18 protein-coding genes are annotated in these 14,201 nt (G+C 71.5%); 14 read left to right on the top strand and 4 right to left on the bottom strand.

All coding sequences use genetic code 11. The features are described 5' to 3' along the window. Nucleotides 1–10: 10 nt before the first annotated feature. On the bottom strand, nt 11–1,525 hold the full coding sequence (locus tag ACWGIH_RS41425; RefSeq protein ID WP_453450376.1) for an oxidoreductase: 1,515 nt from the start codon (nt 1,523–1,525) through the stop codon (nt 11–13). A 307-nt stretch (nt 1,526–1,832) separates the two neighbouring features. On the opposite strand from ACWGIH_RS41425, the gene hisD reads away from it, so the two are divergent. The 10 genes from hisD to ACWGIH_RS41375 all read left to right on the top strand — a co-directional run bounded on the left by hisD (nt 1,833) and on the right by ACWGIH_RS41375 (nt 9,587). Further along, nucleotides 1,833–3,155 carry a histidinol dehydrogenase gene (gene hisD, locus ACWGIH_RS41420; protein WP_453450360.1) on the top strand — a complete coding sequence of 441 codons (1,323 nt, stop codon included), beginning with the start codon at nt 1,833–1,835 and terminating at the stop codon, nt 3,153–3,155. Beyond that, a complete protein-coding gene (locus ACWGIH_RS41415; RefSeq protein ID WP_453450361.1) occupies nt 3,152–4,270 on the top strand; it encodes a histidinol-phosphate transaminase in 1,119 nt (372 codons plus the stop codon). The genes hisD and ACWGIH_RS41415 overlap by 4 nt, the downstream gene beginning before the upstream one ends. Further along, nucleotides 4,267–4,860, top strand: coding sequence for an imidazoleglycerol-phosphate dehydratase HisB (gene hisB, locus ACWGIH_RS41410; RefSeq protein WP_135330188.1), 594 nt, complete (start codon nt 4,267–4,269; stop codon nt 4,858–4,860). Before ACWGIH_RS41415 ends, hisB begins: the two co-directional genes overlap by 4 nt. A 4-nt stretch (nt 4,861–4,864) precedes the next feature. After that, nucleotides 4,865–5,029: a hypothetical protein gene (locus tag ACWGIH_RS41405; protein WP_453450362.1), complete on the top strand. Its 165-nt coding sequence runs from the start codon at nt 4,865–4,867 to the stop codon at nt 5,027–5,029. A 14-nt stretch (nt 5,030–5,043) separates the two neighbouring features. Next, nucleotides 5,044–5,697, top strand: a complete 654-nt coding sequence (gene hisH, locus ACWGIH_RS41400; RefSeq protein WP_453450363.1) for an imidazole glycerol phosphate synthase subunit HisH — start codon at nt 5,044–5,046, stop codon at nt 5,695–5,697. A gap of 17 nt (nt 5,698–5,714) precedes the next feature. Then, complete coding sequence (priA, locus tag ACWGIH_RS41395; RefSeq protein ID WP_453450377.1) at nt 5,715–6,443, top strand: bifunctional 1-(5-phosphoribosyl)-5-((5-phosphoribosylamino)methylideneamino)imidazole-4-carboxamide isomerase/phosphoribosylanthranilate isomerase PriA; 729 nt, start codon at nt 5,715–5,717, stop codon at nt 6,441–6,443. Next, nucleotides 6,440–6,847, top strand: coding sequence for a RidA family protein (locus ACWGIH_RS41390; protein WP_453450364.1), 408 nt, complete (start codon nt 6,440–6,442; stop codon nt 6,845–6,847). The genes priA and ACWGIH_RS41390 overlap by 4 nt, the downstream gene beginning before the upstream one ends. Next, nucleotides 6,844–7,599, top strand: coding sequence for an imidazole glycerol phosphate synthase subunit HisF (hisF, locus tag ACWGIH_RS41385; protein ID WP_453450365.1), 756 nt, complete (start codon nt 6,844–6,846; stop codon nt 7,597–7,599). The genes ACWGIH_RS41390 and hisF overlap by 4 nt, the downstream gene beginning before the upstream one ends. Before the next feature lie 127 nt (nt 7,600–7,726). Beyond that, nucleotides 7,727–8,329: an ArsR/SmtB family transcription factor gene (locus ACWGIH_RS41380; RefSeq protein WP_453450366.1), complete on the top strand. Its 603-nt coding sequence runs from the start codon at nt 7,727–7,729 to the stop codon at nt 8,327–8,329. A gap of 13 nt (nt 8,330–8,342) precedes the next feature. Then, nucleotides 8,343–9,587 carry an MFS transporter gene (locus ACWGIH_RS41375; protein WP_453450367.1) on the top strand — a complete coding sequence of 415 codons (1,245 nt, stop codon included), beginning with the start codon at nt 8,343–8,345 and terminating at the stop codon, nt 9,585–9,587. An 18-nt stretch (nt 9,588–9,605) separates the two neighbouring features. On the opposite strand, the gene ACWGIH_RS41370 is transcribed toward ACWGIH_RS41375, so the two are convergent. Both ACWGIH_RS41370 and ACWGIH_RS41365 read right to left on the bottom strand, forming a co-directional pair. Continuing rightward, nucleotides 9,606–10,001, bottom strand: coding sequence for a VOC family protein (locus ACWGIH_RS41370; protein WP_453450368.1), 396 nt, complete (start codon nt 9,999–10,001; stop codon nt 9,606–9,608). Beyond that, nucleotides 10,001–10,636, bottom strand: a complete 636-nt coding sequence (locus tag ACWGIH_RS41365; protein ID WP_453450369.1) for a TIGR03085 family metal-binding protein — start codon at nt 10,634–10,636, stop codon at nt 10,001–10,003. The genes ACWGIH_RS41370 and ACWGIH_RS41365 overlap by 1 nt, the downstream gene beginning before the upstream one ends. An 82-nt stretch (nt 10,637–10,718) precedes the next feature. Here ACWGIH_RS41365 and hisI point away from each other — a divergent pair, with 82 nt between their 5' ends. Further along, on the top strand, nt 10,719–11,099 hold the full coding sequence (gene hisI / locus ACWGIH_RS41360; RefSeq protein ID WP_453450370.1) for a phosphoribosyl-AMP cyclohydrolase: 381 nt from the start codon (nt 10,719–10,721) through the stop codon (nt 11,097–11,099). On the opposite strand, the gene ACWGIH_RS41355 is transcribed toward hisI, so the two are convergent. Beyond that, on the bottom strand, nt 11,080–11,547 hold the full coding sequence (locus ACWGIH_RS41355) for a hypothetical protein (RefSeq protein WP_453450371.1): 468 nt from the start codon (nt 11,545–11,547) through the stop codon (nt 11,080–11,082). The genes hisI and ACWGIH_RS41355 overlap by 20 nt on opposite strands. A gap of 79 nt (nt 11,548–11,626) precedes the next feature. Between ACWGIH_RS41355 and ACWGIH_RS41350 the strand changes: the two genes are divergently transcribed. The 3 genes from ACWGIH_RS41350 to ACWGIH_RS41340 all read left to right on the top strand — a co-directional run bounded on the left by ACWGIH_RS41350 (nt 11,627) and on the right by ACWGIH_RS41340 (nt 14,159). Continuing rightward, on the top strand, nt 11,627–13,138 hold the full coding sequence (locus tag ACWGIH_RS41350) for an anthranilate synthase component I (RefSeq protein ID WP_453450372.1): 1,512 nt from the start codon (nt 11,627–11,629) through the stop codon (nt 13,136–13,138). Beyond that, complete coding sequence (locus ACWGIH_RS41345; RefSeq protein WP_453450373.1) at nt 13,122–13,817, top strand: TIGR02234 family membrane protein; 696 nt, start codon at nt 13,122–13,124, stop codon at nt 13,815–13,817. The genes ACWGIH_RS41350 and ACWGIH_RS41345 overlap by 17 nt, the downstream gene beginning before the upstream one ends. Before the next feature lie 102 nt (nt 13,818–13,919). Further along, nucleotides 13,920–14,159 (top strand): HGxxPAAW family protein, encoded by a 240-nt coding sequence (locus ACWGIH_RS41340; RefSeq protein ID WP_453450374.1) that lies wholly within the window; start codon nt 13,920–13,922, stop codon nt 14,157–14,159. Nucleotides 14,160–14,201: the final 42 nt, after the last annotated feature.

Below are 14,201 nucleotides of genomic sequence, written 5' to 3'. Positions count from 1 at the left end.
GGCAGGCTCCTCAGTTCCTCCGCAGCAGCCTGGTCGCACCCGCCGCGACCGTCGTCGCGAGCACCCAGCCGAGCAGGATCAGGATGGCCGCGAACCACTGCCAGCCGCCGCGCAGCTGCCAGTAGCTGTCCTGGCCGAGGTTGATGACCGGGAGCAGCAGGTCGAGGGAGAAGAGCGCGGGGTTCCAGTTCGGGTGCTCGCCCGGCTTGATCGCCGGGTGGTCGGCTCGGGTGAAGGCCACCGCGCTCACCGCCCAGAGCACCGCCATCCACAGGGCGGCACGGCCGGGCCGGTAGCCGTAGGCCACCGTCCAGTCCTGGGCGAAGCCCCAGAGCTTCGCCGCGAGCGGCAGGGTCTCGCGGCGTCTGCGCTGCTTGGCGAGCAGGACCTCGCGGGCGTCGGCGTCCTCGCCGCCGTTGCGCAGGACGGCGGCCAGCTTCTCGTACGGCTCGGGGTTGTACTCGGCGGTCGCGGCCGCCACCCAGGCCAGCCGCCGGGTGAGCGGGAAGCTGCCCTGCGGGACGAGGTTCTCGTAGCTGAAGCCGCCCATCTGGAGGCCGCCGGGGCCCGGCCAGCTGGTCGACTTGTCGATGAGGTTGACGACCTTGGCGCCGGACAGAATGATCTTGCCGCGCTGCGGGGCCTCGCCGAGGAAGCGCAGCTCGGGGGTCTGGACGCGGCGCAGCGACACCTCCTGGTCGTTCTCCAGGGTGAAGCGGGCCTGGGCCAGGTCGACGGCGTCCCCGAAGCGCCCGTCGTCGAGCCGTATGCCGCCCTGGCACTCGAAGCGCTGGACGCGGGTGCCGCGCGGGGGAGTGGTGCCGCTGGTCATGGGGGGATCGCCGAGGGCGGCCGGCGTCATGTAGAGGGTGCGTTCCACGGTCATCTGCGGGGCGTTGAGCGCCCGCTGGCCGTACGGATTGGCGAGCTTGCTGCCGCGCAGGCTGAAGGAGACGCCGACCTTCGCGCCGCGCAGGCTCAGCTGGCCGTGCGACTCCATCATCTCGGCCTGCAGGTCCTGCCCGACCGAGAGCCCGTCGCCCATGATCGAGTTGCCGCGCCGGTCGCGGTAGATCACGGCCTGGTTGATCAGCAGGTCGGTGCCGATCTGGGCGTCCGTGAGCCGCATGCCGTTGTGGATCCGGCAGCGCGGCAGATGCAGGTCGCCCTCCGTGTGCAGGCGGGCCGCCTCCACGCGCGGGATCGAGCAGTTGACGAGCCGCAGGGTGGTGAACTTGGCCTCGGGGACGAGCACTTCCTTCTCGAAGCGGCAGTGTTTCATCTCGGCATAGGGGAGGATCTCGCCGCCCGCCAGATCGAGTACGTCCGTGATCTGGAGCCCCGAGAGCTTCAGCGACGAGACCCGGCCCGACAGCGCGGGCGGCCCGTCGAGGAGCAGCCAGCACACGATGCGGGCGCGCACACTGCGTTCCGGGCCCCAGGGGTGGCCGCCGTGCGGGTCGTCCGCCATCGCGTCCCCCGACCGGAGGTCGTACACACTGCCGTTGCGAAAGGCCTGCCACATGCCGATCTCGGCGGCGGTCAGTCCGTCCGGCGGATCACCGATGCCGGTGTCGTCGACCACTGCTGTTGTCCTCCCCGTACTGCGATCCCCGTGCCGCGTTCTGGTCCTGCGATGCGCCCTGGTCTCGTACACCTGTTTCATGCCCGCTCAGTGACGGGCTGAACGCTAGTGGTGAACGAGGTCTTCCGAAAAGCAAGGGGCGGCACGAAGCGTTCCAGGCAGGGCGGTGTGCCGTGCGACGGGTGGGTTCATATCAGCCAGTGATACGGCGTCCGGGCGGGAATCAGGGTCTGAGAGAATTGGCCATGTGATCTCCCGAATCGATCTGCGCGGCGACGCCCTCCCCGAGGGCCCCGCCCTGCGCGCCCTGCTGCCCCGTGCCGACTTCGACGTCGCGGCCGCCCTGGAGAAGGTGCGGCCCATCTGCGAGGACGTGCATCATCGTGGCGACGCGGCGCTGATCGAATACGCGGAGAAGTTCGACGGAGTAGCACTGACGCAGGTCCGTGTCCCCGCGACCGCCATCGCCGACGCCCTGGCCGGACTCGACCCGGTCGTGCGCGAGGCGCTCGAGGAGTCGATCCGCCGCGCCCGCATCGTCCACCGCGAGCAGCGCCGCGCCCCGCACACCACCCAGGTCGTGCCCGGCGGCTCGGTCACCGAGAAGTGGGTGCCGGTCGAGCGCGTCGGTCTCTACGCGCCCGGCGGCCGCTCGGTCTACCCGTCCTCCGTGATCATGAACGCGGTCCCGGCGCAGGAGGCCGGCGTCGAGTCGATGGCGCTCGCGTCCCCGCCGCAGAGCGACTTCGACGGCCTTCCGCACCCGACGATCCTCGCCGCCTGCGCCCTCCTCGGCATCGACGAGGTGTACGCGGTCGGCGGCGCCCAGGCCGTCGCGATGTTCGCGTACGGCACCGAGACGTGCGCCCCGGCCAACATGGTCACCGGGCCCGGCAACATCTGGGTCGCGGCCGCCAAGCGCTACTTCACCGGCCGCATCGGCATCGACACCGAGGCAGGCCCGACCGAGATCGCGGTCCTCGCCGACGACACGGCGGACGCCGTGCACGTCGCGTCCGACCTGATCAGCCAGGCCGAGCACGACCCGCTCGCGGCAGCCGTCCTCGTCACCGACTCCGTGGCCCTGGCCGACGCGGTCGCCAAGGAGCTCGAACCGCAGGTCGCGGCGACCAAGCACGTCGAGGACCGGATCGTCCCCGCCCTGGCGGGCAGGCAGTCCGCGATCGTCCTGGTCGACGGCCTCGACGAGGGCCTGCGCGTCGTCGACGCGTACGGCGCCGAGCACCTGGAGATCCAGACCGCGGACGCCGCGGCCGTCGCCGGACGCGTGAAGAACGCCGGCGCGATCTTCGTGGGCCCCTGGGCCCCCGTCTCGCTCGGCGACTACTGCGCGGGCTCCAACCACGTCCTGCCGACGGGCGGCTGCGCCTGCCACTCCTCGGGGCTCAGCGTCCAGTCGTTCCTGCGCGGCATCCACATCGTCGACTACACGCGCGACGCCCTCGCCGATGTCGCCCGGCACGTGGTGACGCTCGCCGAGGCCGAGGACCTGCCCGCGCACGGTGCGGCGATCAAGGCCCGCTTCGGATGGAAGGTGCCGAACCAGTGACCGTCCGGATCGACGATCTCCCCGTACGCGACGAACTGCGCGGCAAGTCCCCCTACGGCGCGCCCCAGCTCGACGTACCCGTACGCCTGAACACGAACGAGAACCCGTACCCGCTGCCCGAACCGCTCGTCGAGCGCATCGCCGAGCGGGTGCGCGAGGCGGCGCGCGACCTCAACCGCTACCCCGACCGTGACGCGGTCGAGCTGCGCACCGAGCTCGCCCGCTACCTCACGAAGACCGGCGGTCACGAGGTCACCCTCGCCAACGTCTGGGCGGCCAACGGCTCGAACGAAGTCATCCAGCAGCTCCTGCAGACCTTCGGCGGGCCCGGCCGCACCGCCATCGGCTTCGAGCCCTCGTACTCGATGCACGGCCTCATCGCGCGCGGCACCGGCACGGGCTGGATCTCGGGCCCCCGCGGCGACGACTTCACCATCGACGTCGAGGCGGCGACGAAGGCCATCGCCGAGAACCAGCCCGACGTCGTCTTCATCACCACGCCCAACAACCCCACGGGCAACGCCGTCTCGGCCGACACGGTCCTCGCGCTCTACGAAGCCGCGCAGGCCGCGGGGCCCTCGATGGTGGTGATCGACGAGGCGTACGTGGAGTTCAGCCACGGCGGCTCGCTGCTCCCGCTGCTCGCGGGGCGCCCGAACCTGGTCGTGTCCCGCACGATGTCGAAGGCCTTCGGCGCCGCCGGGCTGCGCCTCGGCTACCTCGCCGCCGACCCGGCGGTCGTCGACGCCGTACAGCTCGTACGGCTGCCGTACCACCTGTCGGCCGTCACGCAGGCCACCGCGCTGGCCGCCCTGGAGCACACCGACACGCTCCTGAAGTACGTCGAGCAGCTGAAGCGGGAGCGCGACCGGCTGGTGAGCGAGCTGCGCGCGATCGGCTACGAAGTCACCGACTCCGACGCCAACTTCGTCCAGTTCGGGCGGTTCGAGGGCGAAGGGGCCGCCCACGCCGTCTGGCAGAAGATCCTCGACCGGGGCGTCCTGGTCCGGGACAACGGCGTACCGGGGTGGCTGCGGGTCTCCGCGGGAACCCCCGCCGAAAACGACGCGTTCCTCGATGCGGTACGCGAACTCAAGAAGGAGCAGAGGGCATGAGCCGCGTAGGACGGGTCGAAAGAACCACCAAGGAGACGTCGGTCCTCGTCGAGATCGATCTCGACGGCACCGGCAAGGTCGAGGTGTCGACGGGTGTCGGCTTCTACGACCACATGCTCGACCAGCTCGGCCGCCACGGCCTCTTCGACCTCACGGTCAAGACCGAGGGCGACCTGCACATCGACACCCACCACACGATCGAGGACACCGCCCTCGCCCTGGGCGCCGCCTTCAAGCAGGCGCTCGGCGACAAGGTGGGCATCTACCGCTTCGGCAACTGCACGGTCCCGCTCGACGAGTCGCTCGCCCAGGTGACCGTCGACCTGAGCGGCCGCCCGTACCTCGTGCACACCGAGCCCGAGACCATGGCGCCGATGATCGGCACGTACGACACGACGATGACCCGGCACATCCTGGAGTCCTTCGTCGCGCAGGCCCAGATCGCCCTGCACGTCCACGTGCCGTACGGCCGGAACGCGCACCACATCGTGGAGTGCCAGTTCAAGGCCCTGGCCCGCGCGCTGCGTTACGCGTCCGAGCGTGACCCGCGCGCCGCCGGGATCCTTCCCTCCACGAAGGGCGCGCTGTAAAGCCATGACCGGTCTGAACACCATCCTGATCGTCGTCGGTCTCTTCCTGATCGGCGGCATCATCTCCTTCGTCAAGCAGGGGATGCCCAAGGGCCTGATCGCGCTGCTCTCCATCGCCGCGGTCATGTGCCTGGCGGCGGGGATCATGCGGCTCGACTACTGGAACTGAGGGGCGTACGCGACATGAGCACTCCCCAGAATCCCCGCAAGAAGGTCGTCGTCTTCGACTACGGCTTCGGGAACGTCCGTTCCGCCGAGCGCGCCCTCGCGCGGGCCGGCGCGGACGTCGAGATCACCGGCGACTACGACAAGGCCATGGCCGCCGACGGCCTCCTCGTCCCCGGCGTCGGCGCCTTCGCCGCCTGCATGCAGGGGCTCAAGGAGGCGCGCGGCGACTGGATCGTGGGCCGCAGGCTCGCGGGCGGCCGCCCTGTGATGGGCATCTGCGTCGGCATGCAGATCCTCTTCGCGCGCGGCATCGAGCACGACGTGGAGGCCGAGGGCCTCGACGAGTGGCCCGGCACCGTCGAGCCGCTGAAGGCCGACATCGTCCCGCACATGGGCTGGAACACGGTCCAGGCGCCGGACGACTCCCAGCTGTTCGCGGGCCTCGACGCCGACGCCCACTACTACTTCGTGCACTCGTACGCCGTGCACCACTGGGACTTCGAGGCCGGCAACCCCGCCTTCCGCGCGCCCAAGGTCGCCTGGACCACGCACGGCGAGCCCTTCGTGGCCGCCGTCGAGAACGGCGCGCTGTGGGCCACGCAGTTCCACCCCGAGAAGTCCGGCGACGCCGGCGCCCAGCTCCTCACCAACTGGATCGGAACCCTCTAGGAATGTCAGGGACCTCTGTGAGCAAGCTCGAACTCCTTCCCGCCGTCGACGTCCGCGACGGCCAGGCCGTACGCCTCGTCCATGGCGAGTCCGGCTCTGAGACCTCCTACGGCTCCCCGCTGGAGGCCGCCCTCTCCTGGCAGCGGTCGGGCGCCGAGTGGCTGCACCTGGTCGACCTGGACGCCGCGTTCGGCACCGGCGACAACCGCGCGCTGATCGCCGAGGTCGCGGGCGCCATGGACATCAAGGTCGAACTGTCCGGCGGCATCCGCGACGACGACACGCTCGCCGCCGCCCTCGCCACCGGCTGCACCCGCGTGAACCTCGGCACCGCCGCCCTGGAGACCCCGGAGTGGGTCGCCAAGGTCATCGCCGAGCACGGCGACAAGATCGCGGTCGGTCTCGACGTGCGCGGCACGACCCTGCGCGGCCGCGGCTGGACCCGCGACGGCGGTGACCTCTACGAGACCCTGGAGCGCCTCAACTCCGAGGGCTGCGCCCGCTACGTCGTCACCGACATCGCCAAGGACGGCACGCTGCAGGGCCCGAACCTGGAGCTCCTGAAGAACGTCTGCGCGGCCACCGACCGCCCGGTCGTCGCCTCCGGCGGCGTCTCCTCGCTCGACGACCTGCGCGCGATCGCCGAGCTCGTCCCGCAGGGCGTCGAGGGCTCCATCGTCGGCAAGGCGCTGTACGCGAAGGCCTTCACCCTCGAAGAGGCCCTGGCCGCGGTGGCCTCGTCATGACGTACCTCGTGCGCAGGGTGAAGTCCGGCGGACCGTGGGAGGAGGCCTTCGGCTACTCCCGCGCCGTCGAGCTGCCCAACGGCCTCGTCATGGTGTCGGGCTGCACGTCGGTGGTGGATGGCGTCATCGACGCCGGGACCCCCTACGAGCAGGCCAAGAACGCCTTCCAGGTCGCCTTCGACGCCCTGAAGAAGCTGGGCCTCGGCCGGGAGCACGTCGTACGCACCCGCATGTACCTGACCCACGCACGCGACGTGGAGGAGGTCGGCCGGGCCCACAAGGAGCTGTTCGACGACGTCCGCCCCGCCGCGTCGCTGCTCATCGTCTCCGGCTTCATCGATCCGAGTCTGGTCGTCGAGGTCGAGGTGGAGGCCTACGGCCCGAGGGCGGGTGACAGGGAATGACGCTCTCCGTACGGGTGATCCCCTGCCTCGATGTGGACAACGGCCGGGTCGTCAAGGGCGTCAACTTCCAGAACCTGCGCGACGCGGGCGACCCCGTCGAGATGGCCAAGGTGTACGACGCCGAGGGCGCCGACGAGCTCACCTTCCTGGACATCACCGCGTCCTCCGGCAACCGCGAGACGACGTACGACGTGGTCCGCCGCACCGCCGAGCAGGTCTTCATCCCGCTCACGGTGGGCGGCGGTGTCCGCACCGCCGAGGACGTCGACAAGCTGCTGCGGGCCGGCGCGGACAAGGTGGGCGTCAACACGGCCGCCATCGCCCGCCCGGAGCTGATCCGCGAGATCGCGGAGCGGTTCGGCCGCCAGGTCCTCGTCCTGTCGGTGGACGCGCGGCGTACCGCCTCCGGGAGCTTCGAGGTGACGACCCACGGCGGCCGCAAGTCCGCCGGGATCGACGCCGTCGAGTGGGCGCACCAGGCCGCCGAGCTCGGCGCGGGGGAGATCCTGCTCAACTCGATGGACGCGGACGGCACGAAGGACGGCTACGACATCGAGATGATCGCGGCGGTACGGCGGCACGTCACCGTCCCCGTCATCGCGTCCGGCGGCGCGGGCCGCCTGGACCACTTCCCGCCCGCGATCGAGGCGGGCGCGGACGCGGTCCTCGCCGCTTCGGTCTTCCACTTCGGGGATCTGCGGATCGGCGAGGTGAAGGACACGCTGCGGGGGGCCGGACACCCGGTCCGCTGAGCGGTTCCGCCTGATGTGCGCGTAAGCCCTGGTCACTGGGTGGCCAGGGCTTTACGTCGCCCAAGTAGGAAGGAAAAGTTGCGCAACTTATATTGCGCAACTTTTCTTTTGTATCTAGCGTGAAGCCATGGACGACAAGCAGCCCAAGCCCGCGGAGTCCCGCCGCATCACTGACGTCGGCACGCTCAAGGCCTTCGGGCATCCCCTGCGGCTGAAGATCTACGGCACGCTGCGGGCGGGGGGCCCCGCCACCGCCTCACAGATCGCCGCCCAGGTCGACGAGGCCGTCTCCCTCGTCAGCTACCACCTGCGCAAGCTCGCCGAGCACGGGCTCATCGTGGAGGCGGAGGTGCAGAGCGGGGACGCGCGGGAGCGGTGGTGGCAGGCGGCGCAGGACACCCTGAGCTTCCGCCACGAGGACTTCAAGGACACCCCGGAGGGGGCGGCCACGCACACGGCCGTCGTCCGCAGCCTGCTCGCGCAGCGCAGCGAGCAGTACGAGACGTACCTCGACCAGCAAGGGGCCTGGGGCGCCGAATGGCGCACGGCGGCCGACCAGTCCGACTTCCTCGCCCGTCTGAACCCCGCCGAGCTCACCCGCCTCAACGCCGAGATCCACGCCCTGATCAAGACGTACGAGGAGCAGGGCAAGGCCGCAGAGGCGGCGGGCGACACCGAGGGGCGCGAGAACGTCGCCGTGCACCTGGCCAGCTTCCCCTTCCGGCTCTGAGAGGGCTGTCCTCATGACCACCACCGGCATACGCACGGCCCCCGTCACGGAAACGCCCGCGCACAAGGACGGCAACGTCCTGCGCTGGCTCGGTGCGTACAGCGCCTCCGCGGTCGGCGACAACGTCTACTACCTGGCCCTGTCCTGGGCCGCCGTCCGGTCCGGGGGCCCCGCGCAGGCAGGTCTGGTGATGGCCGTGAGCGCCGTGCCGCGTGCCCTCCTGATGCTGGGCGGGGGAGTCGTCGCCGACCGTTTCGGGCCGCGCAGGGTCGTCATCGGCAGCGACGCGGTGCGGTGCGCGGCGGTGCTCGCGGTGGCGGGGCTGCTGGTCGTGGCGAGCCCCGGGGTGTGGCTGCTCGGCGCGCTCGGGCTGGTCTTCGGGACGGTCGACGCGCTGTTCATGCCCGCCGTCGGAGCGCTGCCCGCCCGCGTCACGGGGCGGGACCAGCTGGCCCGGGTGCAGGGCATGCGGGGCCTGGTGGTCCGGCTCGCCAACGTCGTGGGCGCTCCGCTCGGCGGCCTCGGGGTCGCGCTCGGCGGCTCCGCGGCGGCCTTCGGCATCGCGGGCGCGCTGTTCGCGGTGTCGCTGCCGCTGCTGGTCTCCCTGCGGATGAAGGAGTTGCCGGACGACGACAGGGCGGACGGGCGGACTGCGTGGGGCGAACTGGGCGACGGCCTGCGGTACATCCGCGGACACCGCGTCCTCGCACCCCTGATGGTGCTCGTCGCCCTTGCCGACCTGGGGTTCGTCGGACCGCTGAACATCGGGCTCACCATGCTGGCCGACGAGCGCGGGTGGGGCGCCTCGGGGGTCGGTCTCGTCCTTGCCGGATTCGGCGCGGGCGCCGGGGCCTCCGCGCTCTTCCTGACGGTGCGCGGGAGGGTGCCGAGGGCCGGTCTCGTGCTGTCGGCGACGTGCCTCGCCGGAGCGGTGGGGGTGGGCGCCGTGGCTTACGTGCCCGCTGTCTGGGCCGCCGCGGGGGTGGCGCTGCTGGTGGGTCTCCTGATCGGCCTCACGGGGGCGGTGAGCGCGGCGCTGGCGCAGACGGAGGCCGACCCGGCCTACGTGGGGCGGGTGACCTCGGTGGGCGGCCTGGTCAGCCTGGGCGTCGCACCGCTCACGTATCCGCTGACGGGCGTGGCCGTGGCCGCGTGGGGCACGGCGCCGGTGTTCACCGTGAGCGCGGCGGCGTGCGGGCTCGCCGGCCTCTTCGGTCTGTGCTCCCGCGGACTGCGGGAAGCGGAACTGCCCGGCTGAACCCGCGTCCGCCAGTCCCTACGCCCTTCCCTGCATCAGCTGCACCAGATTCCCCACCGTGTCGTCGAGCACCGCGGTGATCACCGGGCCCTGCTTCTCGGGGCCGTGGGCGAACCGCACGCCCAGGCCGACGAGCCGCTCGTGCTCGGCCCGTACGTCGTCGACCCGGAGGACGATGCACGGGATTCCCGCCGCGTGCAGCGCCTTGCGGTACGGCTCGGCGATGGGCCCCTCGCCCGGCTCCAGGAGCAGCTCCACGTCGTTGTGACCGCCCGCCGCGCCGACCGTGACGAAGGGCACGCCACCGCCCGGCCACACGTGATTCCGGGTCTCGAAGCCCAGGACGTTCGTATAGAACGCGTGGGCCCTGGCCACGTCGTCCACGTACACCCCGGTCATCGCGACCCGGATCATCAGATGCCCAGTTGCTTCGTCTCGTGCAGTCTGGCGATCGCGTCCTTCTCGCCGTCCAGCTCGACGTTCGCCGCGTCCTGCCGTCCGTGCACGAACATCAGCAGTTCGGACGGCTCGCCCGTCACCGTCACCACGGGAGTGCCGCGGTGCGCCACCACCGTCTGGCCGTCGGGGCGCCGCAGGACCATGCCCACCGGCGCCTTGCGGCCCATCAGGCGGGCCATCCGCTCCAGGCGTGACCACAGGGCGTCCGAGAAGACCGGGTCGATCTCGCGCGGCGTCCAGTCGGGCCGGGCGCGCCGCACGTCCTCGGTGTGGACATAGAACTCGACGGCGTTCGACGCCTCGTCGATCTGCTTGAGGGAGAAGGGGGAGAAGCGCGGCGGTCCCGTCCTGATCAGCTGGATCAGTTCCTCGTACGGCTTCGCGGCGAACTCGGCCTGCACACGTTCCAGGCGCGAGGCCAGCTGCTTGACGAGAAGCCCGCCCGCGGCGTCCGCGCGGCGCTCGCGGACCACCACATGGGCCGCGAGGTCACGGGTGTTCCAGCCGTCGCAGAGAGTGGGGGCGTCGGGGCCCTCCGCCTCCAACAGATCGGCGAGGAGAAGTCGTTCACGCTTGGCATGGGTCGACATACGCCCCAGCGTACGACTCGGTACGGGGTCCGCCCAGTGGACATGGGCCGGCGGGGTCACCGGAGCGCGGCACAATGTCCTCATGACCGCCACGCCCCCGCCCAGCAGCCTCGACCCCGGGATCGCCGCCCGCCTCAAGCGCGGCGCCGACGGCCTCGTCCCCGCGATCGCCCAGCAGTACGACACCGGCGAGGTGCTGATGCTGGGCTGGATGGACGACGAGGCGCTGCACCGCACGCTCACCACGGGGCGCTGCACGTACTGGTCGCGCAGCCGCCAGGAGTACTGGGTGAAGGGCGACACGTCCGGCCACTTCCAGTACGTGAAGTCCGTGGCCCTCGACTGCGACGCGGACACCGTCCTGGTCCAGGTCGACCAGATCGGCGCCGCCTGTCACACGGGCACCCGCACGTGCTTCGACGCCGACTCCCTCCCGGTCACCTTCACCGGCACCGAAGGGTGATCGTCTCGCCGTCCCGCAGCACGATGCGGGACGGGTCGCCGGCCCAGGAGCGCCCGGCGACGTCCGCGCGGCACTTCTCGCGTACGCCGCGCACACCCCACTCCGTCATGAACTGACCCAGGGTGAAGTCGCGCCACTCCTCCGACTCCACGTGCAGGGTGCCGCTGGTGTCGTGCGTGTGCAGCGGGCTGTAGCGGGGCTTCGGGCCCGAGCGGTCGATGCCGATGTCCGCGGGGACCGTGACGGGGCTGGTGCCGGAGTACACCTTCAGGGTGGTGTGGATGTGCATGTCCATCGCCTCGGAGTCGAGCATCTCCAGGCCCGCGGCGCGGACCCGCTCGGGCACGTTCTCGGGCGCGGGCCACACCACGGGCTCGGGAGCGGCGGCCGCGAACGCGGTCGAGGCGAGGAGGAGGGCGAAGGCGGGCAGCATACGGCGGTTGGTCATCGTCCCGTTCTAGTGGCACAGGCCCTGCCCGTCGGCCCGCGACACCGTCGGCCACCCGCACGGCCGTAAGCTCCTCCCCATGGATCTCGAGACCTTCCGCAAGCTCGCGAGCGACCGCCGAGTGATCCCCGTCAGCCGCAAGCTCCTCGCGGACGGCGACACTCCCGTCGGGCTCTACCGCAAGCTCGCCGCGGAGCGCACCGGCACGTTCCTCCTGGAGTCCGCGGAGAACGGCCGGACCGACATCTCGTGGTCCCGCTACTCCTTCGTCGGCGTCCGCAGCGCCGCCACCCTCACCAGCCGTGACGGCGAGGCCCACTGGCTGGGCACCCCTCCCGTCGGTGTCCCCACCTCCGGTGACCCGCTCGACGCCCTGCGTGCCACCGTCGAGGCCCTGCACACCCCGCGCGACCTGGCGTCCGGGATGCCGCCCTTCACCGGGGGGATGGTCGGATACCTCGGCTACGACATCGTGCGGCGCCTGGAGAAGATCGGCCCCGGCGAGCGGGACGACCTCCAGCTGCCCGAGCTGACGATGCTGCTCACCAGCGACCTCGCCGTCCTCGACCACTGGGACGGGTCCGTGCTCCTGATCGCCAACGCGATCAACCACAACGACCTGGAGACGGGCGTCGACGAGGCGTACGCCGACGCGGTGGCCCGGCTCGACGCCATGGAGTCCGACCTGTCGCGGGCCGTCTCCCAGCCCCCGGCGGCCCTGCCGCCCTCCGAGCTCCCCGAGTACACCGCCCTGTGGGGCGGCGAGCAGTACCAGGAAGCCGTCGAGGACATCAAGGAGCGGATCCGCGCGGGCGAGGCCTTCCAGGTCGTCCCCTCGCAGCGCTTCGAAACCCCTTGTGAAGCAAGCCCGTTGGACGTCTACCGCGTGCTGCGGGCCACCAACCCGTCGCCGTACATGTACCTCTTCCGCTTCGACGGGTTCGACGTCGTCGGCTCCTCGCCCGAGGCCCTCGTCAAGGTCGAGGACGGACGCGCCATGGTGCACCCCATCGCCGGCACCCGGCCGCGCGGCGCGACGCCGCAGGAGGACCAGGCCCTCGCCGAGGAACTGCTCGCCGACCCCAAGGAGCGGGCCGAGCACCTGATGCTCGTCGACCTGGGCCGCAACGACCTGGGGCGCGTCTGCGAGCCCGGATCGGTCGAGGTCGTCGACTTCATGTCGATCGAGCGGTACTCCCACGTCATGCACATCGTGTCGACGGTCACCGGCCAGGTCGCCGACGGCCGCACCGCCTTCGACGTCCTCACCGCCTGCTTCCCGGCGGGCACCCTCTCCGGCGCCCCCAAGCCGCGCGCGATGCAGATCATCGACGAGCTCGAACCCTCCCGGCGCGGCCTGTACGGCGGCTGTGTCGGATATCTCGACTTCGCGGGCGACTCCGACACCGCCATCGCCATCCGCACCGCACTCCTGCGCGACGGCACGGCATACGTCCAGGCCGGAGCCGGGGTCGTCGCCGACTCCGACCCGGTGGCCGAGGACACCGAGTGCCGCAACAAGGCGGCGGCGGTCCTGCGGGCCATCCACACGGCGAACCGGCTGCGTCGCCCCGATGGACGTGAGGGATAGTGGAGGGGTGACTTCTGCCGTACCTCCGCCCCGCACCCAGGCCGCCGACGCCGCCGAGGCCGACGCCGAGCCCGAGACCCGGGCCCAGCGCAGCGGCCGGCGCAGCATCGCCGTAGCCCTGATGTTCGGCGCGGTCGGCGCGGCCCTCGCGTTGCTCGCGTCCCGCCAGACCTGGGCCAAGGGCACCGCTTCGGTGGCGGGCGGCGAACTGCCGCTGAGCGCCACGGGCAGCGATGTCACGGGCGTGCCCGCGGCCCTCGCGATAGTGGGCCTCGCCGCGCTCGTCGCCGTCTTCGCGGTCCGCAGGGCCGGACGGATGCTCGTCTCGCTGCTTCTCACGCTGAGCGGCGCGGGCACCGTGGCCGCCGCCCTCCTCGCCGCGAACGACAGCGGTGCGCTGGACGAGAAGGCCGCCGAGGCCTCCGGAGACGCCGCCGCCACGATCGGTGATCTCAGCCACACGGCCTGGCCGTACGCCGCGGCCGCCGCGGGCGCGCTGATCATGATCGCCGGGCTGCTCGCCCTGACGTACGGCCGGAACTGGCCCGCGATGTCGGGACGCTATGAACGCGACGGCGCCCCGCGCCCCCGCAAGGCGCCGCCCAAGGTGGACCCGGACCGTCCCGAGGACCTGTGGAAGGCCCTCGACCGCGGCGAGGACCCGACGCGCGAGGCATGACCCCGCGCTCATGGCACGTGCGCGAGTACGGGACAATGGAGCGGTGAGCGTTCGGCTCACCTCACGCATCACCACCACGCATACAGCAACGAGGAGCAAGTCATGGCGGGCAGCAGCCACGGACACACCCCGGCCGCCTGGACCGGTGTCACCATCGCCTTCATCGGTTTCTGCGTATCGGGTGCCTTCATGGTGATGGCCAACCCGCTGGGCTTCTGGGCCGGCATGGTCATCATCGCCGTCGGCGGCGTCGTGGGCATGGCCATGCGTGCCGCCGGCCTCGGCCAGGCCAAGCGCAGCCCGCAGCCGCAGACGGGCCAGCTCGCGCACTCCGAGGGCTGAGTTCCACCGGCGTACGAGGAGGCGGACCCGGCAGGCGCCGGG

This window comes from Streptomyces sp. NPDC054872 (assembly GCF_053610705.1).
The sequence above is the reverse complement of the archived record's forward strand: the minus strand, read 5'-3'. Positions and strand labels throughout refer to the sequence as shown.